The following is a 25,834-nucleotide window of genomic DNA, read 5'->3' on the forward strand; positions in this document are numbered from 1 at the left end:
GGCCTTCGGCCGACCATCTTGATCGCGATCCGTTGAGTATCTTCTCCGACGGGGGGACCGAAGCCTGCCAAACATTGTGCTGTGTTATACGATTAACACAGCAAATACTAGAGCATCAGACGGTTTTTGCCGCGCTTCCCGGCAAGTCTTCGTCAAAAACTCTCTGATAGTACTCGCTCACCAGCACCCGCTCTGCCTCATCGCATTTGTTCAAAAATGACAGGCGGAAGGCGAAACCGATCGAATTGAAGATCTCTGCATTTTGGGCCCACGTCATGACGGTACGGGGGCTCATGACCGTTGATATATCACCGTTCATGAAACCTTGCCGCGTCAGGTCAGCGACCTTGACCATGTCTGCAATCGTCTTGTCGTCCGTTTCCGGGCTCTTCGACTTGACGATTTTCTGTTCGACTTCAGCCTCTAGGTAGTTGAGCGCAACGACGATGTTCCAGCGGTCCATCTGCGCCTGGTTGATGGCTTGGGTCCCGTGATATAGTCCGCTGGTGTCCCCCAGACCCACGGTGTTCGAGGTCGCGAACAAACGGAAGTATTTGTTCGGTGTAATCACCTTGTTCTGGTCAAGCAGAGTAAGCGCGCCAGAAGCTTCCAGTACGCGCTGGATGACGAACATCACATCAGGACGTCCGGCATCGTATTCGTCGAAGGTCAGTGCAACCGCATGCTGCAAAGCCCAGGGAAGAATTCCCTCTTTGAATTCGGTGACTTGCAAGCCGTCCTTCAAGACGATTGCATCACGGCCGACCAGATCGATTCGGCTGATATGGGCGTCCAGGTTCACGCGGACGCTAGGCCATTTAAGGCGTGCAGCAACCTGCTCTATATGAGTTGATTTACCGGTACCGTGATAACCCTGGACCATCACGCGGCGATTGTGAGCAAAGCCCGCTAGGATCGCTAACGTGGTATCCGGATCAAACACGTAGCCGTCATCCTTCTCAGGCACACGCTCATCCGCGAGGCTGAATGCGGGGACCTGCCAATCGACATCAATTCCGAACGTGTCACGCACGTCGATTGTTGTGTCGGGCTCCGGGAACAGGGTCTTGCCCGTTCCGTCGTACTCGGTTTCCATCAAGCTAACCATGAAGCGAACGCCTATACAGGTGCGTTGCCGCCTGCAACCCAGTGTTTAGCGACAATTTAGCTAGTTCCCCAGTTCGGGACGGATTTCAAACCTTCGGAGCCTTAATTTCCGAGAGATGCCGCGTCTTGATCCAGACCCGCGCTCCGCCGGCGGCCCCACCGATTTGACGTTGGTCACCGACTGGAATTCGAATCCAGCTATGTTTGCCGAATGTCTCGCCATCCAACGCAATTTCGCCGGAAAGAACGAGTAATTCAGCACCGCCATCTTCGCCGAACCTGCGCACGGTGTCAGACTGCCACTCTTCGAGACGGACCAATTCGTCCGGCCTATCCGACAAGACCAAACGTGAGACGCCAGGTTCACCATGAACAAAATCCAAATTCGCCGAAATCAAATCGACAGCGAACTGATCCTGATCAGCCGGGTCGAACTGCCATAGCTTAACAAAGATAGTGCAACCTTCGTCCGAACGCGGGATGTGATGCGTACCCGGTGGATTGCGAACATAGGTACCCGCAGGGTAGTCGCCATGTTCGTCCTGAAACACCCCGTCCAAAACAATGAATTCTTCGCCACCGCTATGGGTGTGTTCTGTGAAGTGACTGCCCGGCGCATAACGAACAATAGAAGTCGCACGCGCAACTTCATCGCCGATCCGGTCAAGCATGCGCCGGTCAACGCCCGCCATGGGGGAAGGAACCCAGTCCATTGTCTCGGTGTCGATTGCTATGAATTCGTCAAACTTGGCGTTTATTTTCATGCTTGTGAAATAGGGAACAGTCTCAAGAATCCAATTATTGATGGATCGCAATTTCTCCGATCACAGTGTACGCATTGATGCATGGCGGATCCGGTTGAAAGTTTCAGGCAGTCACTGGTCGAGCGAGTGCGCGGCGTGTTCAATGACACGGCGCAAGGCGAGCAGCCTACACCGCCATCCGACGATGCCCTGTTCGAGAAAGACACGCCCATCCGCATGGTCCATGCCGATCTGGTCGGCATGATGGTGGGCGGGATACGCGCACTGCTGCTGCAAATGCTACATCCTTATGCGCTGCAAGGCGCACTCGACCATTCGAATTTCCGCGAAGATATGCACGGGCGGCTGCGACGGACGGCGAAGTTCATCGCTGTGACCACCTTTGCTCATCGTGGTGAAGCAATGAGAGCAATTGAGCGCGTCAATCGTATCCATTCGAAGGTTTCAGGCACACTGCCCGATGGAACGCCTTATTCAGCCACCAATCCACGCACTCTAGCCTGGGTCCATGTGACCGAAGCATCGAGCTTTCTTGCAGGATACCTGCGCCATGTTCGCCCCAATATGCCCGGCTATGAACAGGATGAATACTATCGGCAATTCGCGGTGATCGCCCGGGCATTGGGCGCAGACCCAGTCCCAACCAGCCGCAATGAAGCAGAGGAGCTGTTTCGGGAATTGCGCAGTGATTTGCGATCCTCGTCGGAAGCGCGTGAGGTTGCCCAGCTGGTGCTCACTCAGCGCCCACCCGGCACCCCGCCAGGATTGCAGAGCGTCCTTGGTGGCGATGCGGTGGAAATGCTGCCGCCGTTTGCGCGCACGATGTTGGGCCTGACCCGGCCCGGAATTGCCGCTCTGCCAGCCCGCGCCGCAACCTGGGGAATGGGCAAGACGCTCCGCTGGGCGTTCAAGCAGAATTGAGTTAGCTTTAGCCAGGGGAGATAGCCGATGGCCGAGTTCACGTTTTACACTGTCGCGATGAGCCGCGGCCAGATTGCGCGCTGGGCGTTGCATGAGGCGGGTGCGGACTACGAACATGTGGTGTTTGACTGGGCGATGCGGCCAGAGAATTTCAAGAAAATCAATCCGATGAACAAGGTCCCAACGTTAGTTCACCATCATGGCGATCATGACCACGTTGTGACCGAAGCAGCAGCGATCTGCCATTATCTCGCAGAAACGCACCCTCAAGCTGGACTGCTGCCTGATGAGCACGAAAAGGCCGCTTATTTCCGTTGGCTGTTCTTTGCTGCTGGCCCCTTGGAGCAAGCTGTCATCGCCAAGGCGATGGATTGGAAGGTGCCCGAAGAGCGCACCGGAATGGCAGGCTTCGGTTCTCTGGAGTTGACCCTTGGCGCTTGCGAAGGCTGGTTGAGCGAGAATGACTTCGCCGCTGGGAGCCGCTTTACCATGGCAGACGTGTATTTCGGCAGCCAGTTCGTATGGGGACTGCGGTTTGGTTCGATTGAAGAACGTCCTGCGTTCAAAGCCTATGTTGAACGGATCACATCGCGCCCGGCCTATTCGCAAGCAAATGCGGTGGACGCGAAATTGATAGAAGAGGCTGCTGCGAAAGCTTAAGCGAAAGCGCGGCTCTTGCGCAGCAACTGATAAGCTTCAACAACATTGTTGAGGCGGCTTTCAAACTTGCGATCGCCGCCATTTCGGTCAGGGTGATAGCGACGAACAAGCTCTGAATAACGCTGGCGCAAGCGTTTGCGATCTGTGTCCAGCCCCAGCCCCATGGTATCGAGCGCGCGCGCCTCATCCGGCGAGAACCGTCCATCCATGGCCATCTTTGCTTCACGCTCTGCGCGGCTCTTGATCCCAGCGACCCGCGCGCCAATCGCGTCCAGCGGATCGTCGAAGTCCGCCCAGCGCGGCATTCCATCGACGCCTGCAGTTGGCTTGAAAGTAGGATTCTCTGTCTTCCATCCCGAGGCGGGCGATTGCGCTTCAAGAATTTCTTCCGCGCTCATCCCTTCAAACCAGTCATAGCCCGCGTTGAATTCCCGCACATGCTCTAGGCAGAACCAGCGATATTCGCCCGGCCCGTCAAACCCGCCCGGGCGATAGCCAGGCGCGCGGAACTCGCCAACCTGCTGACAGGTTGGATGTTCGCACACCGCTTCGCTTTCCTCATAGCGTCCATGAAACTTGGTTTGAGCCACTTCATACAAACATGGTCATGGACAAGCGCGATGGGAAGCCCCAAATTCACAGGCATGACCGGATCAGTTGCTCAGGAAATCGAAGAACTGCTGCGCTCAGCGCTGCACCCCACTCACCTAGACGTGATCAATGACAGCGCATTGCATCACGGGCATTCGGGCGACGACGGCAGCGGCGAATCGCATTTCACCGTCGTGATTGAAAGCCCCGCATTTGAAGGCGTCTCACGGCTTCAGCGGCAACGTATGGTCAATGCTGCGCTGGGCGACATTCCCGGCGAACGCGTGCATGCATTGGCAATCAAGGCGCGCGCGCCGGGCGATCACAAGGGCGGATAAGGGCATGATCGAGCAAACCATCGCACCAACCACTCATGACCTGGGCCAGTTCGAAGTGCGCCGCGTGCTGCCCAAGCGTGAGCGCACCATGGTTGGCCCCTTTATCTTCGTTGACGAATTTGGCCCCGCGCAACTTGATGTAGGTAGTGCAATGGACGTGCGCCCGCATCCGCATATCAACCTGGCCACAGTCACTTGGCTGTTTGAAGGGGCGATTGAACACCGCGACAGCCTAGGCACATTTTCCACCATTCGTCCCGGAACAGTGAATCTGATGACGGCAGGCAAAGGTATCGTCCATTCGGAGCGTTCGCCCGCAGAAGAGCGTGCCGCCGGCCCCAAGCTTTATGGCATGCAGACTTGGCTCGCGCTGCCCGATGGGCGCGAAGAAATTGATCCCGCATTTGAAGCGGTCGATGATTTGCCGGTGATTGACGACCAATGCGCCAAGGCCACGATCATCATGGGCGAGCTTTGGGGTAAGCGCGCGCCCACAACCACCTATGCTGACACTATCTATGCAGAGATTGTGCTCGCGCCCACAGGCTCCTTACCCATTGAAGTGAGCGCGGACGAACGCGCGGTCATGCTGGTCGGCGGTGAAGCCTCGGTCGATGGGCAAGCGTTGGGGCTGTACGAACTGACTGTGCTTGCACCTGGCCGCAACATGTCTCTTTCGAGCAAACGTGGCGGGCGGATCATGCTGCTCGGCGGTGAAGCGTTTACATCGAAACGCCACGCTTGGTGGAACTTCGTCAGCTCTGACAAGGAGCGCATCCGCCAAGCCAGCGAAGACTGGAAAGCGGGTCGCTTCCCAAAAGTGCCGGGAGACGCAGAGGAGTATATCCCGCTACCCGAAGGCAGACCAAAAACCGTCACTGACTAGAACAATCGCGGGCAATCCGCGCAGGGAGAGAACATAATGGACTTCACCGGGAAGGTGGCTTGGATCACCGGTGCTTCATCCGGAATTGGTGCCGCACTGGCGCGCGAATGGGCAAGCCGCGGGGCTCATCTGATCCTGTCCGGGCGTGATCAAGAACGGCTGGCAGAAGTTACCGCTGACTGCGGAGAGACACTGATCCTGCCGTTTGATGTGCGCGACGATGCGGCACTTGCCGACGCAACTGCCAAGGCGATCGGATGGAAAGGTGCCGTCGATATCGCTGTTGCCAATGCCGGCGTGTCGCAGCGCAGCCAAGCACTGAAGACCGAGATGAGCGTCTATCGCGACATCATCGATATCGACCTGACCGCGCAGATCGCCTTCACGCAAGGTTTGATCGGTCACATGGCGGAGCGCGGCTCTGGCAATCTACTCTTTATTTCCTCAATCGCAGGGAAAGTTGGGGTGCCAATGCGCACTGCCTATTCTGCGGCGAAGTTCGGTCTTGCCGGATATGGCGATGCATTGCGTGCGGAACTGAGCCAGAAGGGCGTGAACGTGCACGTGATTTATCCCGGCTCAATAGCGACCAATGTCAGCCGCAACGCGCTGACATCGGATGGCAGCAAGCGCGGGCGCAGTGACAAGGTCATTGACGAAGGCATCCGGCCTGATGACGCAGCGACAACCATGATCGATGCAGTTGCGGCTGGCGAGCGTGAAATCATCGTGGCTGAAGGCATAGAGCAGGCCATGGGCGAAATGCGCCGCACCCCTGACCAGCTGTTCGATCAGGTCGCTGCCATGGTGGCTGCCGGATATATCGAGAAGATGGAAGCGGAGGGCTGATGATGGAGCAGAAGCGCGTTTCGCTCGCCAACGGGATCGAGCTTGATATTGTTGATGAAGGGCCCACCAATGCTCCTGCCCTGATATTCCTGCATGGCTTCCCCGAAAGCCATCGCACGTGGCGGCACCAGATTGCGCACTTCAGTGACCGTTTCCGCTGTATCGCCCCCGACCAACGCGGCTATCGCGGATCATCCAAACCGCAAGAGGTCGACGCCTATACTCCCGACAAGCTGATCGGTGACATCTTCCTTCTCGCGGATGCGCTCGGAATCGCAAAATTCACAATCGTCGGACACGATTGGGGCGGCGCGATTGCCTGGGGCGTGGCGCTTGGTGGCCAGCACGCCAGAGTCGAGCGCGCGATTATTGCCAACGCTCCGCACCCCGCAGTTTTTCAGAAATTGCTCTACACCAATCGCACGCAGCGTGAGGCGAGTCAGTATATCCGCGCTTTCCGTAATCCGGCCAATGATGACCTTGTTCGCGAGAAAGGGATTACCGGCATCCTCAAGCAGGAAGTCAATTGGGACCGGCCCGACAACATGCCGGCGGAAGAGCGCGCGCAATTGCTGAAGGATTGGGAAGACCGCGACGCATGCTTCGGGATGCTCAATTACTATCGCGCCAGCCCGATGGCTGTGCCGACAATGGATCAGCCGTTTGAATTGCCAGAGGGATATACGCCGCCACCAATTCCCAAGCTCACCATACCCACGCTGGTGATCTGGGCGCTCGATGATCTGGCACTGCCGCCGGAAAACCTCGAAGGTCTGGAGGAAGTGATCGATCCGCTAACAATCGCCAAGGTGCCCGATTGCGGTCATTTCGTTCCTTGGGAAGCCCCGGAGAAGGTCAACGCGGCAATGGAAGAGTTTCTCGCCGCAAACAGCTAGCTCGATAGCCATTCGACCCACGCGCCGTGCGGGTGGGCACATGCAAGCAGATTCGGTTCTCCGCAACCGGCTGAGCCATCCCAATAGCGCACGGTCAATTCGTGTTTGAAAGTCTCGCGGTTGGTTTCCAGCATCAACCAGGCGAGCGGCCTTTCAGGCGTGGCCTCTGCTGCGGCTTTCGCCATCTTTGCCTCCACAATTTGCTGCTGATCGGCGGGCACATATTGCCAGACGATTGAATGAAACAACACGCGGGTGACGCCGACTTCTTGCGGCGTGGCAAGCGCGTCAGAAACGAACTCAGCCGCATTGGCCTTCACGACATTTGGAGCTTTCGCATTCGCCAATGCTACCGCGGCATCGATCCGGTCCATTCGGAAGTAAGCCTCGGGCCATACATAGCTTTTGAGACGCAATGCTGATTCCGGATCGGTCAGATCCACCGGCGCAACATCGCATCCGCGGATCGAGCATATCTGCGGCTCTGTTGAAGGCGGAGGCTCGCCGCGCCATTCCGGCTTGATCTGCATCGGGCTGGATTTCGGGCCAACGCACACCCCGCCAAGATCAAACCGGTACCGCTCCATCATGGTGTTGATTCCAGCGCTGGATCCCAGTTCAAGCATCTCGAACTTTGGCGGCACGAATTGAGCAAGCCACAAAAGCCCGGCCATCAGGCTGGCTGAGCGGCCAGCTTCGTTCGTTTGAGGCGGCCCGTCGAGCCACGGCAAAAGCCGCGCGTCATATGTTTCGACAAGCTCGCAAACCAGCGCGTCGACAGCCGTTTGATCAGTCATGCGACCGGCATAGACATTCTCCAGCCGCTGATCCTCGCCGGTCAGAACCAGATTGTGCAGCGCACCCGCGATGCGCAGCGGCATTGCATCTTTAACCACCAGCCCTTGCCAGTTCGCCATGCGCCGACCGGTGGCGGTGTCGCCGTCAAGAAGCTTCAGCGTTGCGCGAATGACGCGCGCCGTTCCGGGCGCCCCGCCCTTTTCGGCATGCTCGGCCTGCCATTCGATACCCTCGGGAACCGACGCCATGTCCATCAATGCACTGTCCGCCACTGCGCCTCCTTTTCATTGCCCTTTCTGCCGCCAGTCACTAAGTGCCGCCACGCAATGACTGACAACGTGAACAACCTGCTGACTTTCGCCATTCCCAAAGGCCGCATTCTTGATGAAGCGCTGCCTGTGATGGCGCATGCGGGCGTGGTGCCGGAAGATGGCTTTCACGACAAGAGCAACCGCGCACTCAGTTTTGCGACAACGCGTCCAGATATGCGCCTGATCCGTGTGCGTGCATTCGATGTCGCTACCTTTGTTGCGCATGGTGCAGCGCAGATCGGCATTGTCGGCTCCGATGTGATCGAAGAGTTTGATTATGCGGACCTTTACGCACCGGTAGACTTGGATATCGGCCACTGCCGACTTTCAGTTGCACGCATGGACGGTGACGAAGCGCCCAGCGGCACTGTCAGCCACCTGCGCGTTGCAACCAAATATCCCAACCTCACGCGCCGGCATTTCGAAGCACAGGGCATTCAGGCCGAATGCGTCAAGCTGAACGGAGCCATGGAACTGGCACCGTCGCTGGGTTTGGCCCGGCAGATCGTGGATTTGGTATCGACCGGTGCGACGCTGAAGCAGAACGGCTTGGTCGAGACTGACCGTATTCTGGACATTTCTGCGCGGCTGATCGTCAATCGCGCGGCGCTGAAAACCGATCCGCGCGTCGCTGAACTGGTGTCTGCATTCCGCGAGTTTGCCAGCAAGAAGGCCGCCGCCTGATGCAAAGGCTGGTTTCCTCTGACCCGGATTTTGCGCAGGCGTTTGACACGCTGGTCAATGCACGGCGCGAAAGCGATGCCGATGTGAGCGCGGACGTGGCGCGCATCCTAGCCGATGTGAAGGCGCGCGGCGACGCGGCGCTGGCCGAATACTCGCAGCAATTCGACAGTTACGAACTCGCAAGCGACAGCGATTGGGTGATCACAGCGGAAGCCTGCCGTGAAGCCTACGAAGGGCTAGATGCTGAGCTTCGCGACGCGCTGGAACTCGCTGCAGAACGCATTCGCGCCTATCATGCCGACCAGCTTCCCGCGAACCGCGATTTCACCGATGATGCCGGCGTTCGCCAGGGCGCGATCTGGCGTGCAGTCGATGCCGCTGGTCTGTACGTTCCGGGTGGACGTGCCGCCTATCCATCATCACTGCTGATGAACGCGATTCCAGCGAAGGTTGCCGGGGTCGAGCGTTTGGTGGTGGTCACCCCTACGCCGCACGGAAACACCAATCCTCTCGTTCTGGCCGCTGCGCACATCGCTGGCGTTGACGAGATCTGGCGCGTCGGCGGGGCGCAAGCAGTCGCCGCACTCGCCTATGGAACCGATCGCATCGCCAAAGTGGATGTCATTACCGGTCCGGGCAATGCCTGGGTCGCAGAGGCAAAGCGCCAGCTGTTTGGCGTGGTCGGGATCGACATGGTTGCCGGGCCAAGTGAAATTCTGGTCATCGCGGACAAGCACAATCGCGCAGACTGGATCGCCGCGGACTTGCTAAGCCAGTCCGAACATGATCCGACATCGCAGTCGATCCTGATCACCGACGATGCGGGATTTGCAGACGCCGTGTCTGAAGAGGTCGATGCCCAGCTCAACGAACTCGCAACAACGGAAACCGCAACTGCCAGTTGGCAAGCCAACGGCGCGATCATCATCGTGGACGACTTGGCTGAAGCTGCGCCACTTGCAGACCGCCTCGCCGCTGAACATGTCGAACTGGCTGTCGCGGAACCGGATACACTTTTGAATACCATCCGCCATGCGGGCAGCGTATTCCTTGGCCGCATGACCCCTGAAGCGATTGGCGATTATGTCGCGGGACCAAACCACGTGCTGCCAACCGGCCGCCGCGCACGCTTTGCCAGCGGCCTGTCGGTGTTGGATTTTATGAAACGCACCAGCTTTATCGCGCTGGATGATGGTTCGCTCGCGAAGATCGGACCTGCTGCAGTTTCGCTCGCTCATGCAGAGGGTCTTCCCGCGCATGCCAAATCAGTCGAATTGAGGCTAAAATGAACGCTCCTGCTCGCTCTCAAGCCCGCTCGGCCGCGCGGCTAGCCGCCGTTCAGGCGCTCTATCAGCAGCAGATGGACGGTACTGCACTGACCCGTCTGCTCAATGAGTTTCACCAGCATAGGCTGGGCCGCGAAGTTGACGACGAAGACCACGAGGGTGAAGTCTTTGCCGATGCCGAAGTCGATTTCTTTGACGATATCGTCAGCGGAGTGGATGCCCGCCGCGAAGAGATTGACGAATTGCTAGTCAATAAGCTGGCCGATGGCTGGACCCTCGCTCGCCTCGACAAGACCATGCTTCAGATCCTGCGCGCCGGCGCTTACGAGCTGATCGCTCGGGCAGATGTTCCAGCAGCCAGCGCAATCAACGAGTATGTCGATGTGGCCAAAGCCTTCTTCGACGACCGCGAGGCCAAATTCGTGAACGGCATCCTCGATGCGGTTGGCAAGGATGTGCGGTCATAGACGAACGCGGATTCATCGAAGCCCTGCGCAAACTCCCGCTCCATCCGGGCGCGCGCGGGCTTGAAGATGATTGTGCGGTTCTTTCGATCGGCAATGAAACGCTGATTCTGACGCATGACAGCATGGCAGAGGGAACGCATTGGCTTCCCGACGCCGATCCATATGACATCGCCTGGAAGCTCGTCGCTTCCAACCTCTCTGACCTCGCGTCGAAAGGTGCCGAACCCATCGGAGTGCTACTCAGCCATACTTTGGGAATGGGGGATGATCGCTTCCTGGAAGGTCTCCATGCAATCCTCTCCGAATATGACGTCCCACTGCTGGGCGGCGACACAATCAAGGCGGAAGGGCCTCGAACACTAGGCCTGACCGCAATCGGCCGCGCGTCGCAAACGCCTGTCCCTGCACGCAGCGGGGCTCAGATCGGCGACTACGTCTATGTCACCGGGATTCTTGGTCGGGCCATGCTGGGATTTGAAGGCGATCCTGCGCATCTTGAGGCCTACAATCGCCCTGTCCCGAGCCTGTCCGAGGGCCAAGCTCTCGCGCAGCATGTGACCGCGATGATGGATATCTCTGACGGGCTGCTGCTTGATGCATTTCGTATGGCGCAGGCTAGCGAAGTGACGCTGTCCATCGAGAGTTCTAAAGTGCCGGTCGCAGCGCCTGAACGGAGCTTAGACTGCCTCCGCTGGGGCGATGACTATGAGTTGCTTTTTACATTGCCATCCAGCGCCAGCCCGCCGGTTCCAAGCGCTCGCATTGGTACGGTCGAGCCGCATGGTTTTGCCCCTCTCGTCCTCGACAACGAACCGATTGTGAACGCGGAAGGGCTAGGATACCGGCACTGACGCCTAGCGAATCTGGTGACGCGCGCCGCATTCTGCCGATTCCACCCTTGTCACCGCCGTGTCATCGCCTATAGCCCTCGCCACCAAGGGCTTCTGCGTCCGCAGGGTCACATTTCCACGTAGGGTTAAGGGGAAGAGTTCGTGGACCTAATTCTCATTTCAATCGGGCTAGGTGTGCTCGCCGTCGTGTACGGTTTCGTCACCAGCCGTCAGGTTCTCGGCGCGGATGCCGGGAACGCCAAAATGCAAGAGATTGCTGGCGCCATTCAAGAAGGTGCGCAGGCCTATCTCAACCGTCAGTACACCACTATTGGCTTGGTCGGCGTGGTTGTCGCGATCCTGGTCGGGGTTTTCCTCGGCGCGATCCCGGCAGTCGGATTCGTCATCGGTGCGGTATTGTCAGGCGTTGCGGGCTATATCGGGATGAACATCTCGGTTCGCTCAAACGTGCGTACCGCGCAGGCGGCAAGCACCGGCTTGCAGCAAGGCCTCACCATCGCGTTCCGCGCGGGTGCGATCACCGGCATGCTGGTGGCTGGCTTGGCGCTGCTGGCAATTGCCGTGTTCTTCTATGTGCTAATCGGCCCGATGGCTCTTGAAGCGAACAGCCGCGCCGTCATTGATGGCCTCGTTGGCTTGGCTTTCGGCGCTTCGCTGATCTCGATCTTCGCGCGTCTGGGCGGCGGTATCTTCACCAAGGCCGCTGACGTGGGCGCTGACTTGGTCGGCAAGGTCGAAGCAGGCATTCCTGAAGACGATCCACGTAACCCGGCGACCATCGCTGACAACGTAGGCGACAACGTAGGCGACTGTGCCGGCATGGCCGCTGACTTGTTCGAAACCTATGTTGTGACCGTTGGTGCGACCATGGTTCTGATGGCGCTGCTGCTGACCGGCATTGGCGATCTGTTGCTGCCTCTGATGGCGCTGCCGCTGCTGATCGGTGGTGCGTGCATCGTGACTTCGATCATTGGCACATACTTTGTTCGTCTCGGCAATGGCACCAATGTCATGGGCGCGATGTACAAGGGCTTCATCGTGACCGCCGTTCTGGCGATCCCGCTGATCTGGTACGCGACGTCATATGCGCTGGGCACAGCTGGCATGGACATGAACACAGTGCTCAATCCGGGCCTAGGCATGGTCGAGTTTACCGGCCGTGACCTGTTCTATTGCTCGCTGATCGGCCTTGTGCTGACCGGCATCATCATCTGGATCACAGAGTATTACACCGGCACGAACTTCCGTCCGGTGAAGTCAATCGCCAAGGCATCGGAAACTGGCCACGGCACTAACGTGATCCAGGGTCTGGCAATCAGCCTTGAATCGACCGCTTTGCCGACCATCGTCATCATCGCGGCGATCATCGGTGCATATCAGCTTGCTGGTCTGCTCGGCCTCGCGTTCGGTGCAACGGCAATGCTCGCGCTGGCAGGTATGGTTGTCGCGCTCGACGCTTACGGCCCGGTAACCGACAACGCTGGCGGTATCGCCGAGATGTCTGGGCTGGATGACAGCGTTCGTGAGAAAACTGACCTGCTTGACGCTGTTGGCAACACCACCAAGGCTGTGACGAAGGGTTATGCCATCGGTTCTGCTGGTCTTGCAGCTCTCGTGCTGTTCGCAGCTTACACCGCTGACCTTCGCGAGTATTTCCCGAACGCTGAAGTCAACTTCAGCCTCGAGAATCCGTATGTCATCGTTGGTCTGCTACTGGGCGCGCTGCTTCCCTACCTGTTCGGTGCGATGGGCATGACCGCCGTTGGCCGCGCTGCGGGTGACGTGGTTGTCGACGTGCGTGACCAGTTCGCGAAAGACCCGGGCATCATGGAAGGCACGAGCCGTCCGAACTATGCCCGCACGGTTGATCTCGTAACGAAGGCTGCGATCAAGGAAATGATCATCCCGTCGCTGCTTCCGGTGCTCGCTCCCATTGCGACATACTACGTGATCTTCCTGCTCGCAGGTCAGAACGAAGCGTTCGCTGCTGTAGGCGCTCTGCTCCTCGGTGTGATCGTTGGCGGTCTGTTCGTTGCTCTGTCGATGACAGCAGGCGGCGGCGCTTGGGACAATGCCAAGAAGTACATCGAAGACGGCAATCACGGCGGCAAGGGCTCTGAAGCTCACAAGGCTGCTGTGACTGGCGACACTGTGGGTGACCCGTACAAGGACACCGCAGGTCCAGCCGTGAACCCGATGATCAAGATCACCAACATTGTGGCGCTGCTTTTGCTCGCCGCGCTGGCTGGCGCTCACTAAGAACACGAGTTCCCCCTAGAGGGACTGGAGACCCCGCTCGGAGCGATCCGGGCGGGGTTTTTCTATGGGTAGCGAGCGTTCTTACGTTGACGGAAGCGTAAGTGCATCGCATGGCTTCAACGATGTCCGATACAACCTCTCCCGAACGCCTGGTTGCAGGCCTTGTAAAGCTACTCACTGTAGAGCCTGAAGGGGACATGCAGTTCATCGGAAAAGCGCAGAAGAACGGCGTAGGACGCATGTTTGGTGGGCAAGTTATCGCGCAGGCGCTGCAGGCCGCTCAAGCCACTGTCGGCGATGGTAAAGAGGCGCATTCGATGCATGCCTATTTCCTGCGCGGGGGTAAGGAAGGTCCAGCCACCACATTGGACGTCGCAGCCGATTTCGACGGACGCAGCTTCTCGAACCGCCGAGTCGTCGCCAGCCAATTGGAGGAAGACGGCACTAGCCGCCCGATCCTAAACCTAACTGCCAGCTTTCAGAAGCCTGAGCCAGGCTTGGAACATGACGACTATCAGATGCCCGATGTTCCGCAGCCGGAGGATTTGCGCCCGGATATGGAGCTGCGCCGTGAGTATGCCGACAAAGCAGGGATCGAGGGGACTGCGCGTCAACTAATGCTACGCCCGCGCCCGATCGACATGCGGACGACGGATAAGCTGCACTGGATGAATTCAGAACCACGCCATCCCAGCGCACACAGCTGGTTCCGCGCAGCTGCCCCTCTGCCAGATGATCCGGCTCTGCACCGCGCGGTGATCGCCTACGCCAGTGACTTTACCCTGCTTGGCACCAGCGCGCTACCGCACGGACTAAGCTGGATGCGGGGTGAGCTGACCGGAGCGAGCCTGGATCATGCAATCTGGTTCCACCGCCCAGTCCGCGCTGACGATTGGCTACTCTATGCCACCGACGCCCCTTGGAGCGGAAGCGGGCGCGGCTTCAACCGTGGACGTATCTTCAACCGCGCTGGCATGCTCGTCGCCAGTGTAGCTCAGGAAGGCATGATCCGCCGGCGGAAGAAGAGCGCCTCTTAGTCAGGGTGCAGGCTTGCAAACCGATCAACATCAGCGATCCAACCGTCAGCTTGCATGAGCCACTAAAGCCAGGCTACGTGTACCCCAGGCCGAAGCCATCAATGAGCCATCAGTATCGGAATCTTCGGATCGGTTAGCGCTTTTCGCGTTACCCCGCCCAACAACATCTCAGCCAGGCGTGAATGGCCGTAAGCCCCCATGACCATGTAGCCGCATCCGCGCGCTTCAGTTGCTGCGAGCAGGCTCTGCGCAACCGGGGCATCTCCAGCCGGAAGCTCTACGATCTCTGCATGAACCCCATAGCGGCTGAGATATTCAGCACCATCAACGGGTGGAAGATCCTGACGCTCCTTGGCATCTTTTTCCGTAATAGTCGCGAGATAAACCTTGCTCGCCTTCGCCAGAAGAGGAACCGCAGCTCTCAGCGCGACACATGCCTCTGTAGACCCATTCCATGCGACCAGCGCCGGAGCGCTATAATCCAGCTTCTTCTGATCGTTTGGTACAACGAACACAGGCGTTCGCGAATGCAGAAGGAGATCGCCTACCATCCGCGATGGTCGTGGTCCGGTCTCACCAATGTCATTGGGCCCAAGAACGATCACATCATTGATCGCGGATTTCTCAAGCAGCCTGCTTTCCGCCATACCGAACTGGAACACCCATTCCCATGACACGTCTTCGTTCGCGAGATCCGCTTCAACTTTCTTCCGCAAGGCTTCAGCATTCTCTCTTATCACAGGCATGGCAGCCGCCATCGCTGAACCGTAGAAATCGCCCGGTGCAAAGATTTCGTAGGTCACAGCCTGAAGGCATGTGATGTGCCCCTCAAACGCACGAGCAAGGTCCAACGCAACCTGCATGCGCGCCTCCAGCCCTTCGTCATCGCCGATATGTAGCAAAATCGATTTCATGGGTGACCTCCTTCTCAATCTCACCAGGGTGACCATCAATGGATTCATGTTAGCATGTCGAAGACAGGCTACATTGATCTGCGTCAAAATTCCAAATCCGTTACCAGCGATCCTTGCCGCTTGCGCGTGCGGGCCAACCCGCTACTCTCACGCCAGAGAGGATTCCAATGCAGATCACCCGCGAAGCGCCGCTGAAATACACGCTTGAGCCATCGAACCACCCCTATCTGTCCGGGGCATGGACGCCGGTGCATGAAGAGGTCACGGTCGACCAGCTCGAAGTGATCGAAGGCGAAGTACCCAAGGACATCGACGGCATTTATTTGCGCAACACGGAAAACCCCGTTCATCAGCCGCTTGGGCGCCATCACCCCTTCGATGGTGACGCGATGGTGCACCAGGTTGAAATCCGCGATGGCAAGGTTCGCTATCGCAATCGTTTCGTGCGCACGCATTGTTTCGAAGAAGAGCAGATAGCGGGCCGATCGCTCTGGGGCGGGCTTATGGACCCGCCCGGCACTTCGGTGAGGCCCGGATTCGGCGCGCATGGCGGCCTGAAAGACACTGGTAGCACGGACATAATCGTTCATGCTGGCGTGGCATATGCGACCTTTTACCAGTGCGGCGAAGCGTGGATGCTGGACCCGATCACGCTAGAAAATTTGGGTAAGGCACCATGGGGCCCGCTCGACGGCGTCTCTGCTCACCCAAAGGTCGACGAAGAAACCGGCGAGCTGATGTTCTTCAACTACTCGGTCCATGCGCCTTATATGCATTATGGGGTGGTCGATCGCGCGGGCAAGCTGGTGCACTATGTCCCGATCCCGTTACCAGGCCCTCGCCTGCCGCACGACATGGCGATCACGAAGAACTGGTCGATTCTCAATGACATGCCGCTGTTCTGGGATGAAGACGCGCTGAAGAAGGATATCCACGCCGCGCGCATGCACGACGGGCTGCCCACGCGCTTCGCGCTGATCCCGCGCCACGGTCAGCCAGAGGATATTCGTTGGTTCAAAGCCGAGCCGACCTATGTGCTGCACTGGACGAATGCTTACGAGACCAAGAACGAGAATGGCGACGACGAAATCGTTCTGGAAGGCTATCACCAGTCCTGCCCTATGCCGCAGCCGCTGCAGGAATATGGCCGCTATGCGCATATGATGGCCTATGTCGATGAGCACAGTTTCCAGTGCCGCATGCACCGTTGGCGCTTCAACCTGACAACCGGCGAAACGCGCGAAGAGCGACTGTCTGACCGGATCGTCGAATTTGGCATGATCAATCCTGATTATGCGATGCGCAAATCACGCTATGTCTGGCACACGACCAGCAAACCCGGCTGGTTCCTGTTCAACGGCTTTGTGAAGCATGACACCGAGACCGGCGAGGAACAGGTGGTCGAGCTGCCTGACGGGGTCTATGCGAGCGAAGCGCCGGTGGTGCCAAAGAAGGGTGGGTCTCATGAAGATGATGCTTACCTCGTCACCTTCCTGATCGACGAGAACCGCGGCACGTCCGAACTCGCGATCCTCGATGCGAGCGACGTGACCAAGGGCCCGATTTGCCGACTGGCGCTGCCGCACAAGATTTCGAGCGGGGTGCACTCGACCTGGGTCGAACGCGCGATGATTGGCTAATCCTCAGGAGACAAAAGAATGGCGCAATTGAGTTTAACTGCCGGGAGAGTCCTGCTCGGCCTCTATTTCCTGATACCCGGCTTGATGAAGGCCGCGGGGCCGGAAGAGACCCTCGCTTATATGGAAAGCCACGCTATTCCCTTCACCGTTCCGCTGATGTGGTTTGCAACCTTCGTGAATATTGCAGGCGGGCTCGCGCTGATCGCCGGAAGGCATGTTCGCCTCGTTGCCTATGGGTTTGTGATTTACATCCTGCTGGTCAATTTCATGCTGCATGACTTCTGGACCATGGGCGAGCACGTCGCGCAGCACGAAGGGCAGAATTTCTTCAAGAATCTTGGCATTCTGGCGGGGCTGCTGGTTCTGGCGGGAACTTCGGCGGCGCGCCCGCTTTCGCTCACCGGTTGGTGGCGGAGTGACAAAGCGGTGAGCGGTTAGTTGCGACTAGCCGCTTAACGTCCGAATGTGGGGTGGAAAGCGGACGTCTCCTCGAAGCACACTAATGCCTATACGTGACGATTTAGCTGAGACATAAGCGGCATATGACGCAAAAACCAAAAGCTAAGTTATTGCTGCGCCGGCTCGGCCATAACCTTCGCGATCAAGACTGGTTTACGGTCGCAGTTGAATTCTTCATCGTTGTCTTCGGTGTTTTCCTCGGCATTCAGGTTGCGAACTGGAATGAGGAACGGCTGCAGCGTGACGACGAACGAGCCATCCTTGTGCGCTTGCAAGATGAAACTGAAAACCTCCTGAATACGGTGCGTGCCGAAGGTAAGGAATTGCAATTGCAGGCTGACAGGCTTGTGAGTGCGCAGCCAGTCCTTTTTTCGGCCGAACCTGAGCGCCCCCTTACGCCGGGCGAGTGCCTAGCTATCGTTGCTTCGCACGTTTATCGCAAGCCGTCGGACGAACTGCCCATCCTTGAGGAGTTGCTTGCAACCGGCCGCTTTGATCGGTTGCAGAACGCCGATCTGAAGCAAGAATTGCGCAGATACATAATGTTTCGTGACCGAGAGCGCGGAAACCACGAAGAGCGGACGAACGAGTTATTCCGACTTCATAGCCTCTACCCCGATCTTATCACCATCGACTTGATTGCAAGAGGCGATGAAGATGAACCGCTGAGCCGGTTTGAGTTGCTGAGTGCTGATGCATACCAATGGAACCGACGTTGCGACAGCAAGGGAATGCGGTCAAACCAGCCGTTCCTGAACGATCTATTCGACAATATGGCCCGCAACGGGAATGTCCTTAATTCAAACAGGATGCGAGAGACCCTGCTTGTTGAGCTGCAAGAACACTTGAACCACTTGCTGAATCCCTGACTTTTCCGTCGCGCCGAATTGCCCAGCGCACTGGCAAAGAGAATAAGCCTGCGAAGTTAGCCAACGTCCGCAATTGGGTCGTTAGCGGACATTTACACGTATCACCCACCCGCATGATAGAAATCGTAGATCTTCCGCGCTACCGCGTCACTAACTCCCGGTGCGCGCTGCAAGTCTTCCAGCGCCGCCGCGCGGACCTTGCTCGCCGTGCCGAAATGCAGCAGCAGCGCGCGTTTCCTCGCCGGGCCGATACCCGGAATCTCGTCCAGCGGTGAAGCAGTAATCGCGCGGCTGCGCTTTGCCCGGTGCGCGCCAATGACATAGCGGTGCACTTCATCGCGCAGGTTCTGCAGATGAAACAACACCGGCGAATTGGTGGGAAGCATCTTCTCGCGCCCGTCGGGGAAATGAAACACCTCGCGCCCCTCGCGCCCGTGATGCGGCCCCTTGGCAATCGCGATCAGCGGCACATCCTCGATCCCCAACTCCTCCAGCGTATCGCGCACAGAGGACATCTGCCCCTTGCCGCCATCGATCAGGACGAGATCAGGCCACACCGCCTTGTCACCCGAAGTCTCGCGATCGGGATCATCCTTCAGCGCGCGCTCGAACCGCCGCCGCATCACTTCGCGCATCATGCCGAAATCGTCATTGCTTTGCGCCTCGCGGATGTTGAACTTGCGGTACTGGTTCTTGAGGAAGCCATCAGGCCCAGCGACCACCATTGCCCCGACCGCCTTTGCGCCCTGGATATGGCTGTTGTCGTAGATCTCGATCCGCTCGGGCACACCATCGAGCTCGAGGAACTCGGCCATCTCGCGCAACGTCCTGGCCTTGGTGCCGCGTTCGGCCAGCCGCCGGTCAAGGGCTTCGCCGGCATTGCGGGTCGCTTGCTCCATCAGTTTGCGCCGTTCGCCGCGCTGCGGGACCGAAACGCTGACCTTTTTGCCGGCGAGTTCGGACAGCGCAGCTTCAACCAGCTCGCATTCAGGCAGCTGTCGATCGACGAGCACTGTCGGCGGTGGAGGAACCTCTTCGTAGAACTGAAGCAGCACATTCGACAGCACCTGATCTTCATCCACATCCTTTGTTCGCGACGGGAAGAAAGCACGGTGCCCCCAGTTTTGTCCGCCGCGGATGAAAAACGCTTGAATACCAACCTGCCCGCCCTTGGCCGCCAGCGCAAACACGTCTGCATCGCCTACGCCCTGCGCATTGATGGCTTGCGAGCCCTGAATGAAGGTGGCTGCCCGCAGTCGGTCACGCAGGATTGCCGCAGTTTCGAAGTCGAGCGCTTCAGCAGCCTCGGCCATTTGCTTTTCAAGATCGGCCTGCACTGCGGAGGATTTGCCCGACAGGAAATCCTTGGCCTGCTTTGTCAGATCGGCGTAGTCCTCTTCATTGATCCGACCCACGCACGGCGCGCTGCAGCGCTTGATCTGGTAAAGCAGGCAAGGCCGGTCGCGGCGGCTAAAGAAGCTATCGGTACAACTTCTCAGCAAGAACAATTTCTGCAGCGCGTTGATTGTGGTGTTGACGCTGCCAGCGCTGGCGAAGGGGCCATAGTAATTGCCCTTCGATTTGCGGGCGCCGCGATGCTTCATGATACGCGGGAAATCATGCCCCTCGCGAAGCAGGATAAAGGGAAAGCTCTTGTCGTCCCGCAAGTGGACATTGAACGGAGGGCGGAAGCGTTTGACCAGCTGCGCTTCAAGCAGCAGCGCCTCCGCCTCCGAATTGGTGGTGACGATTTCCATGGATCGGCACTGGCTAACCATGCGCTGAAGCCGGTTGGTCAGTCCTTGCACCTGCGTATAGTTCGCCACTCTGTTTTTCAGCGCACGCGCTTTGCCGACATACAGCACATCGCCGCGTGCATCGAGCATGCGATATACGCCTGGCAAAGGTTTCAAAGTCTTAACCGTCTCGCGGATGGCCGCCACACCCGCCTCTAGATCGGGCTGCGCTGAGGCAACCGTATAGGTCGCGCGCTCCTCATTGAAACGCTCTGCCCCTCTTGGGTCGTTCTGTGATCCTGCTTTGGCGCGTGACATTGGGTGAGAGATAGGCTGGGGCACAAACAATCTCAATCGCTTGCATGCCGTGAAGTTTCGCTCCAGCAAGGCGCAAAGGGGAATACCATGAGCACACAGGTCAAGCCGCCACGCACTGTCGGAGCAGTCGGAACGTCACTGTTCCAGATTAACGGCATGATCGGGGCGGGTATTTTCGCTCTACCGGCAGTTCTGGTCGCTGCAGTTGGCAGCTTTGCCCCTGTGATGATTGTGATCGGTGCGATCCTGATCCTGCCGACATGCTTTGTATTCGCATGGCTGGCTACGCGATTCGACAAGACAGGCGGGCCGGTACTTTATGGCAAGACTGCTTTTGGCAGTTACGCCGGCTTTCAGGCCGGTTGGGGCCGCTTTGCATCGGGCATAGTGGCCTTGGGAGCCAACACCCATGTCATGGTTGGCTATCTGGGGGCCTTGTTTCCCGCACTTCAAACGACATGGATTGCGTCGCTGACGGTATTCGTGATCCTAGTACTCACCACTCTCTATAACATTCTGGGAATGCGCAGCTCTGTGAATGCGTTGGGCTGGCTAACAGTGCTTAAGCTGGCGCCTTTGGGCGTTCTCGTCATCGCCGCAGTGATCGGAAATTATAACGCGCCTGCGATCGTTCTGCCTGAATTTACTGAGGCCGAAACGATCATTTTGCTGACCTTTTATGCCTTCATCGGTTTCGAGGGTGTAGTCGTTCCGGCAGGTGAAATGCGCAATCCCAAACGCGATCTACCGCGGGTAATTATGATCACTCTCACCGGCGTTACGCTGGCATACATCGGCGTTATCTGGGCGTACATGGCCATCGTCACAGAGCCTACCGGCAATTCCAATGCATTGGCGGGCGCCGCCGATATTGTATTTGGCGAAATCGGGGCGATCATGATTGTGCTCGCGGCTAGCTTTTCCATCATGGCAAACACTTTTGCCGGCATGGTTGTTGTACCCAGGCTTGCCTATGGCATGGCCGAACAAGGCATGCTGCCAACATGGTTCGAGCGCATCCACCCGCGCTTCCTTACACCGCACAATTCAATCATGTTTTACGGGTTCGGTGGGGCGCTGTTCAGCTTGACTGGAGGGTTTGCTGCCCTCGCGGCAGCCAGCACTCTGACTCGCCTGCTTACCTATGTGATCAGCGCTGGCGCGTTGCCGGTGATCGAACAGCGCGAAGGCGGGATGAACTGGCTGCACCTGCTTTTTGCGCTCCTCTCACTGGCATCCTGCGTATGGATCGCGTCCAATGCCAGTGCACAGTCATGGTTGACCTTCGGGGGAGTGTTCATCGTCGGAACGGTGCTGTTCCTGATTGCACGACGCGGCTCAGACGCTTCCCCTGAAGCGGAGTGATCAATGGTTAAGAACGTCGACGCAATTATCCTGGGCGGCGGGGCAGCCGGTCTGTTCTGCGCTGCGCGCGCGGGCCAGCGCGGCAAGCAAATTCTCGTGCTTGAGCGTGCCAGCAAAGTAGGAAAGAAAATCCTCATCTCGGGTGGCGGTCGGTGTAATTTCACTAATGTGAATGCTGGCCCGGCCAACTACATCAGCGCCAATCCACATTTCGCCAAGAGCGCGCTTGCCCGGTACACGCCGCAGGATTTCATCGAACTGGTCGACAGCTATGGCATCGCATCTCACGAAAAGACGTTGGGCCAACTTTTCTGCGATAGGTCCGCCCAGCAGATCGTCGATATGCTGTTGTCAGAATGCGAACGTGCGAAGGATGCAGGGGGCGATGTTGATGTGCGTTGCGGGGAAGAGATCGAAGAGGTCACGTACGCGGACGGAGTCTTCAGCGTTGCCACGCAGAACGGCACATTCACTAGTCCAGCGCTCGTCATCGCGACAGGTGGGCCTTCGATCCCCAAAATGGGGGCCACAGGATTTGCCTATGACCTTGCCCGTCAATTCGGTCTCAAGGTAGTTGAACCGCGCCCTGCTCTCGTCCCATTGACTCTGGGCGGCGAGCAGGTGCTGTTTCGAGAGATCTCCGGCGTTTCCGCGCCCGTAGTCGCGACCGCCAACAAGGTGAGCTTCGCCGAAGCGGCACTGTTCACTCACCGTGGACTTTCAGGCCCCGCCATCTTGCAAGTCAGTTCCTACTGGAAGCACGGCGATCCGGTAGCGATCAATTTCCTGCCAGATCAACCGGATGGCTGGCTGATCGACGCAAAGCAGAAGAGTCCGCGCGCCACGCTCAAATCGGTGCTTCGGGAACATCTCGCGGATCGGTTGGCAGACATTCTTGCGGAAAAAATCGCCCTTTCAACCGAGCTCGGCAATGCGCCCGATACCAGATTGCGCGAGGTAGAACAGCGGTTGGCGCGATGGATATTCCAACCCAATGGCAGCGAAGGATTCGCCAAGGCAGAGGTTACGATTGGCGGCATCTCAACCGCTGAGCTATCCTCTAAGACGATGGAATCTAAGAAGATTCCTGGTCTATACGTGATTGGCGAGGCAGTGGACGTTACTGGATGGCTGGGCGGATATAATTTCCAATGGGCATGGGCGAGCGCCGCCGCCGCAGGCGAAGCAATTTAGCGGCTCTATTCTACTCTAGGCTTACCCTGCGGAACCCTCTGACGCGGGCGGCAAGTTGACCAGAACCCAGCTTCTGTTAGCGTCTGCAGCATAACGGCTCGTAAAGCGCCGAAACAGGAGAGAACCCTTGCGGCAATTGCAGGGCATGGATTCATCGTTCGTCGCGATGGAATCGCCGAATTCGCCGATGCATATCGGCAGTGTGCTGATCTACAATCCGGAGACGGCGCCGGGAGGCTTTGTACGCTTCAAGGATATCCTTGAATTCATCGAAAATCGCTTACGACTTTCCACGACGATGCGGCAGCGACTGGTGCGCGTACCGTTCGATCTGGACTTTCCCTATTGGGTTGAGGACCCGAACTTCGATCTGGAATACCATGTCCGCCATGTTGCCCTGCCAAAGCCGGGCGACTGGCGGCAGCTTTGTATTCAGGCCGCACGGATCCACGCACGCCCGCTCGATCTGTCGCGCCCGCCGTGGGAATTCACAGTGGTCGAAGGCCTCGACAATGTGCGCGGGTTTCCCAAGGGCTGTTTTGCGTTCGTGACCAAGGTACACCACGCAGCAATCGATGGGATGAGCGGGATTGACCTGATGGAAGCGACACACACCGTCTCACCCAGCACTGCTCCACCAAACCAGCCCGATGACTGGAAGCCCGAGAAAATTCCTGGCGCTGTTGAATTGCTCGGCAAGAGCTATGTCAACGCAATCCTCAATCCGCTTAAGCAAGCCCAGGTTGCTGCCCAAGCGGTCCCAGGGATAGCAAGCGCGGTGAAAGGCCTGGTAACGCGCGAGTTCAAGCTTTCGACCGACATGGTTGCGCCACGAACGCGCTTTAACCGCACGATTTCGCCGCATCGTGTAGTCGAAGGCCGTACATTTCCTCTCGCCGATATGAAGGCAATCCGTGCGCTCTTGCCAGATGCCAAGGTCAACGACGTCGCGCTCGCCATTGTAGGTGGCGCGCTCAACAAATACCTGACAGCCAAGGACGATCTGCCCAAATCAACCTTGACGGCGATGGCACCCATTTCCGTGCGATCCTCTGACGAGAAAGGCGATATGGGCAATCAGGTCGCCGCCATGATCGCGCCGCTAGGCTCGCATATATCCGACCCTAAAAAGCGACTTGAGTATGTATTCGGTCAGACCAGCAATTCCAAAGCCCTGACCAACGCACTGGGTGCGCGAACCATGACTGAGGTCAGCAAGGTCAACCCGCTGCTCTATATGGCTTTGGGTGCGCAATTGTTCAGCCGTGTGAGCTTGGCCCACCGCGTCATGCCATTCAACACGGTCGTTACAAATGTACCGGGCCCGCCGGTTCACATCTATTCTGCTGGGGCACGGATGGAGAGCATGGCGCTGTCTCTGATCTGTCTTACCGACGGTCTGGGGCTGGCGCATGTGGTGCAGAGCTATGTCGATGAAGCCTATATCAGCTTCACGGCTTGCCGCGACATCATGCCTGATCCGGAATTCTATTCGCAGTGTCTGCAAGACAGCTTTGATGATATGCTCGCAGCAGCAAAGGCGCAGGCGGCAAAGCCGGTGGCCAGAAAAGCGGCTCCCGCGAAATCGGGCGCAACCAGCGCCAAGCGGAAAACTCCTTCAAAGAAGAAAGTGGCGCCTAAAAAACCCGCGTCGAGAAAAGTGGCAGCCAAGATCGCTGCGCCAACCAAGACTGGGGCCACCAGCGCAAAACGCACGCAAACGACCAAGAAAACTTCAGCGAAGCGTAATGGCGCCGCTGGCAAGACCAAAAAATAGGCCCAATGGGTCGCAAGAAAAAAGCAGGAAGGACGCAAGTATGGCCACTTTGGCTGCCGTAGAGGAAGAGCTTGACCATATTGCACGGCCACCCAGCCGCTTCTGGGCGCTGGCTGAAGGTCGAGCCATGTTCGAGCTCGGCGCTTTCTACCTGACCAGACCGTTTCTGAGCCAGTTGCCCAAGGGCGACGGGCACACTGTCAAAGTGCTGCCCGGATTTATGGCAACGAATAATTCGACCGCGCCGATGCGTCGGCTTCTGCAAGATTTGGGATACGATGCGCATGGCTGGGATAGCGGGCGAAACGTCCGTGTCGATAATGCGTTGATCGAACGGCTCGAAGCGCAGTTGCAGCGGCTGAATGACGATAGCGGACAAAAGGTATCATTGGTTGGCTGGAGTCTCGGCGGCGTGCTGGCCCGAGAACTTGCAAAGCTGCATCCTGATCGCGTGCGGCTGGTGATCAGCTTGGGTAGCCCGATCTCGGACGATCGAGGCCATACCAATGCTCGCCGACTGTTCGAACTCCTCAATGGCCGCGAGCCAGAGCCGTTGCGCGATGGCCGTTTTCAGGGTTTGGACGAAGCGCCTCCGGTGCCTACTACGTCGATCCTAACCAAGACGGACGGGGTCGTGCATTGGCGCGGCTCAGTTCAAAAGCCCACCCGCACACCAAGCGAGAATATCGAAGTCTACGCCAGCCATCTGGGGCTTGGCGTGAATCCTTCGGTCATGATCGCGATTGCTGACCGGCTCGCTCAACCAGAAGGCGACTGGGTTCCGTTTGAACCCTCATTGGCTCAACAATGGATGTTTCCGCATACAGGATTCAACTAAGCATCCCGGCTCGTCGACA

At 58.0% G+C, this 25,834-nt stretch carries 25 protein-coding genes; 19 read left to right on the plus strand and 6 right to left on the minus strand.

Annotated elements, in window-relative coordinates; genetic code table 11:
- Positions 1 to 115: 115 nt before the first annotated feature.
- Together A6F69_RS10315 and A6F69_RS10320 are read right to left on the minus strand one after the other, a co-directional pair.
- The gene (locus A6F69_RS10315) at positions 116 to 1,108 is read right to left on the minus strand and encodes an AAA family ATPase (protein ID WP_067600843.1); all 993 of its coding nucleotides are present in this window, start codon (positions 1,106 to 1,108) and stop codon (positions 116 to 118) included.
- Between the two features lie 85 nt (positions 1,109 to 1,193).
- The gene (locus A6F69_RS10320; protein ID WP_067600846.1) at positions 1,194 to 1,871 is read right to left on the minus strand and encodes a cupin domain-containing protein; all 678 of its coding nucleotides are present in this window, start codon (positions 1,869 to 1,871) and stop codon (positions 1,194 to 1,196) included.
- Positions 1,872 to 1,952: 81 nt separating this feature from the next.
- Here A6F69_RS10320 and A6F69_RS10325 point away from each other — a divergent pair, with 81 nt between their 5' ends.
- Positions 1,953 to 2,792, plus strand: a complete 840-nt coding sequence (locus tag A6F69_RS10325) for an oxygenase MpaB family protein (protein ID WP_067600849.1) — start codon at positions 1,953 to 1,955, stop codon at positions 2,790 to 2,792.
- Positions 2,793 to 2,819: 27 nt separating this feature from the next.
- On the plus strand, positions 2,820 to 3,452 hold the full coding sequence (locus A6F69_RS10330; RefSeq protein ID WP_067600852.1) for a glutathione S-transferase family protein: 633 nt from the start codon (positions 2,820 to 2,822) through the stop codon (positions 3,450 to 3,452).
- Here A6F69_RS10330 and A6F69_RS10335 read toward each other — a convergent pair.
- Entirely contained in the window at positions 3,449 to 4,042 is a 594-nt protein-coding gene (locus A6F69_RS10335) for a J domain-containing protein (RefSeq protein WP_067602921.1), read from the minus strand. The genes A6F69_RS10330 and A6F69_RS10335 overlap by 4 nt on opposite strands.
- Positions 4,043 to 4,096: 54 nt before the next feature.
- Between A6F69_RS10335 and A6F69_RS10340 the strand changes: the two genes are divergently transcribed.
- The 4 genes from A6F69_RS10340 to A6F69_RS10355 are packed head-to-tail and all read left to right on the plus strand — an operon-like array spanning position 4,097 to position 7,012.
- The gene (locus A6F69_RS10340) at positions 4,097 to 4,381 is read left to right on the plus strand and encodes a BolA family protein (RefSeq protein ID WP_067602925.1); all 285 of its coding nucleotides are present in this window, start codon (positions 4,097 to 4,099) and stop codon (positions 4,379 to 4,381) included.
- Between the two features lie 4 nt (positions 4,382 to 4,385).
- A complete protein-coding gene (locus A6F69_RS10345) occupies positions 4,386 to 5,267 on the plus strand; it encodes a pirin family protein (RefSeq protein ID WP_083984770.1) in 882 nt (293 codons plus the stop codon).
- Between the two features lie 36 nt (positions 5,268 to 5,303).
- Positions 5,304 to 6,116 (plus strand): SDR family NAD(P)-dependent oxidoreductase, encoded by an 813-nt coding sequence (locus A6F69_RS10350; protein WP_067600856.1) that lies wholly within the window; start codon positions 5,304 to 5,306, stop codon positions 6,114 to 6,116.
- Positions 6,116 to 7,012 carry an alpha/beta fold hydrolase gene (locus A6F69_RS10355; RefSeq protein ID WP_067600859.1) on the plus strand — a complete coding sequence of 299 codons (897 nt, stop codon included), beginning with the start codon at positions 6,116 to 6,118 and terminating at the stop codon, positions 7,010 to 7,012. The genes A6F69_RS10350 and A6F69_RS10355 overlap by 1 nt, the downstream gene beginning before the upstream one ends.
- On the opposite strand, the gene A6F69_RS10360 is transcribed toward A6F69_RS10355, so the two are convergent.
- Positions 7,009 to 8,082, minus strand: a complete 1,074-nt coding sequence (locus A6F69_RS10360; protein WP_342669854.1) for a DUF2332 domain-containing protein — start codon at positions 8,080 to 8,082, stop codon at positions 7,009 to 7,011. The genes A6F69_RS10355 and A6F69_RS10360 overlap by 4 nt on opposite strands.
- A gap of 54 nt (positions 8,083 to 8,136) precedes the next feature.
- On the opposite strand from A6F69_RS10360, the gene hisG reads away from it, so the two are divergent.
- From hisG to A6F69_RS10390, 6 genes are all read left to right on the plus strand, one after another.
- Complete coding sequence (gene hisG, locus A6F69_RS10365) at positions 8,137 to 8,805, plus strand: ATP phosphoribosyltransferase (RefSeq protein WP_179946157.1); 669 nt, start codon at positions 8,137 to 8,139, stop codon at positions 8,803 to 8,805.
- Complete coding sequence (gene hisD, locus A6F69_RS10370; RefSeq protein ID WP_067600865.1) at positions 8,805 to 10,094, plus strand: histidinol dehydrogenase; 1,290 nt, start codon at positions 8,805 to 8,807, stop codon at positions 10,092 to 10,094. The genes hisG and hisD overlap by 1 nt, the downstream gene beginning before the upstream one ends.
- Positions 10,091 to 10,558 carry a transcription antitermination factor NusB gene (gene nusB / locus A6F69_RS10375; RefSeq protein WP_067600868.1) on the plus strand — a complete coding sequence of 156 codons (468 nt, stop codon included), beginning with the start codon at positions 10,091 to 10,093 and terminating at the stop codon, positions 10,556 to 10,558. The genes hisD and nusB overlap by 4 nt, the downstream gene beginning before the upstream one ends.
- A gap of 23 nt (positions 10,559 to 10,581) precedes the next feature.
- The gene (gene thiL / locus A6F69_RS10380) at positions 10,582 to 11,409 is read left to right on the plus strand and encodes a thiamine-phosphate kinase (protein ID WP_425388083.1); all 828 of its coding nucleotides are present in this window, start codon (positions 10,582 to 10,584) and stop codon (positions 11,407 to 11,409) included.
- Between the two features lie 141 nt (positions 11,410 to 11,550).
- Entirely contained in the window at positions 11,551 to 13,668 is a 2,118-nt protein-coding gene (locus A6F69_RS10385) for a sodium-translocating pyrophosphatase (protein ID WP_067600873.1), read from the plus strand.
- 122 nt (positions 13,669 to 13,790) lie between these two features.
- On the plus strand, positions 13,791 to 14,705 hold the full coding sequence (locus A6F69_RS10390; RefSeq protein ID WP_067602931.1) for an acyl-CoA thioesterase: 915 nt from the start codon (positions 13,791 to 13,793) through the stop codon (positions 14,703 to 14,705).
- 98 nt (positions 14,706 to 14,803) lie between these two features.
- Here A6F69_RS10390 and A6F69_RS10395 read toward each other — a convergent pair whose 3' ends face one another.
- Positions 14,804 to 15,619, minus strand: coding sequence for a universal stress protein (locus A6F69_RS10395; RefSeq protein WP_067600876.1), 816 nt, complete (start codon positions 15,617 to 15,619; stop codon positions 14,804 to 14,806).
- 167 nt (positions 15,620 to 15,786) lie between these two features.
- Here A6F69_RS10395 and A6F69_RS10400 point away from each other — a divergent pair, with 167 nt between their 5' ends.
- The 3 genes from A6F69_RS10400 (at position 15,787) to A6F69_RS10410 (ending at position 18,587) form a co-directional block, all read left to right on the plus strand.
- Entirely contained in the window at positions 15,787 to 17,259 is a 1,473-nt protein-coding gene (locus A6F69_RS10400; protein ID WP_067600878.1) for a carotenoid oxygenase family protein, read from the plus strand.
- Positions 17,260 to 17,277: 18 nt separating this feature from the next.
- Entirely contained in the window at positions 17,278 to 17,697 is a 420-nt protein-coding gene (locus A6F69_RS10405; RefSeq protein WP_067600880.1) for a DoxX family protein, read from the plus strand.
- A 104-nt stretch (positions 17,698 to 17,801) separates the two neighbouring features.
- Entirely contained in the window at positions 17,802 to 18,587 is a 786-nt protein-coding gene (locus A6F69_RS10410; protein ID WP_067600883.1) for a hypothetical protein, read from the plus strand.
- 101 nt (positions 18,588 to 18,688) lie between these two features.
- Here A6F69_RS10410 and uvrC read toward each other — a convergent pair whose 3' ends face one another.
- Positions 18,689 to 20,641 carry an excinuclease ABC subunit UvrC gene (gene uvrC / locus A6F69_RS10415; RefSeq protein ID WP_179946158.1) on the minus strand — a complete coding sequence of 651 codons (1,953 nt, stop codon included), beginning with the start codon at positions 20,639 to 20,641 and terminating at the stop codon, positions 18,689 to 18,691.
- Positions 20,642 to 20,728: 87 nt separating this feature from the next.
- Between uvrC and A6F69_RS10420 the strand changes: the two genes are divergently transcribed.
- The 4 genes from A6F69_RS10420 (at position 20,729) to A6F69_RS10435 (ending at position 25,815) form a co-directional block, all read left to right on the plus strand.
- Positions 20,729 to 22,006 (plus strand): APC family permease, encoded by a 1,278-nt coding sequence (locus tag A6F69_RS10420; protein WP_067600886.1) that lies wholly within the window; start codon positions 20,729 to 20,731, stop codon positions 22,004 to 22,006.
- 3 nt (positions 22,007 to 22,009) lie between these two features.
- Positions 22,010 to 23,200, plus strand: coding sequence for a BaiN/RdsA family NAD(P)/FAD-dependent oxidoreductase (locus tag A6F69_RS10425; protein WP_067600890.1), 1,191 nt, complete (start codon positions 22,010 to 22,012; stop codon positions 23,198 to 23,200).
- A 145-nt stretch (positions 23,201 to 23,345) separates the two neighbouring features.
- The gene (locus A6F69_RS10430) at positions 23,346 to 24,977 is read left to right on the plus strand and encodes a WS/DGAT/MGAT family O-acyltransferase (RefSeq protein WP_067600893.1); all 1,632 of its coding nucleotides are present in this window, start codon (positions 23,346 to 23,348) and stop codon (positions 24,975 to 24,977) included.
- A gap of 40 nt (positions 24,978 to 25,017) precedes the next feature.
- Positions 25,018 to 25,815 carry an alpha/beta fold hydrolase gene (locus tag A6F69_RS10435; protein WP_067600896.1) on the plus strand — a complete coding sequence of 266 codons (798 nt, stop codon included), beginning with the start codon at positions 25,018 to 25,020 and terminating at the stop codon, positions 25,813 to 25,815.
- Positions 25,816 to 25,834: the final 19 nt, after the last annotated feature.

The sequence above is a fragment of the Altererythrobacter ishigakiensis genome (assembly GCF_001663155.1).
GTDB classification, from domain to species: Bacteria; Pseudomonadota; Alphaproteobacteria; order Sphingomonadales; family Sphingomonadaceae; genus Erythrobacter; species Erythrobacter ishigakiensis.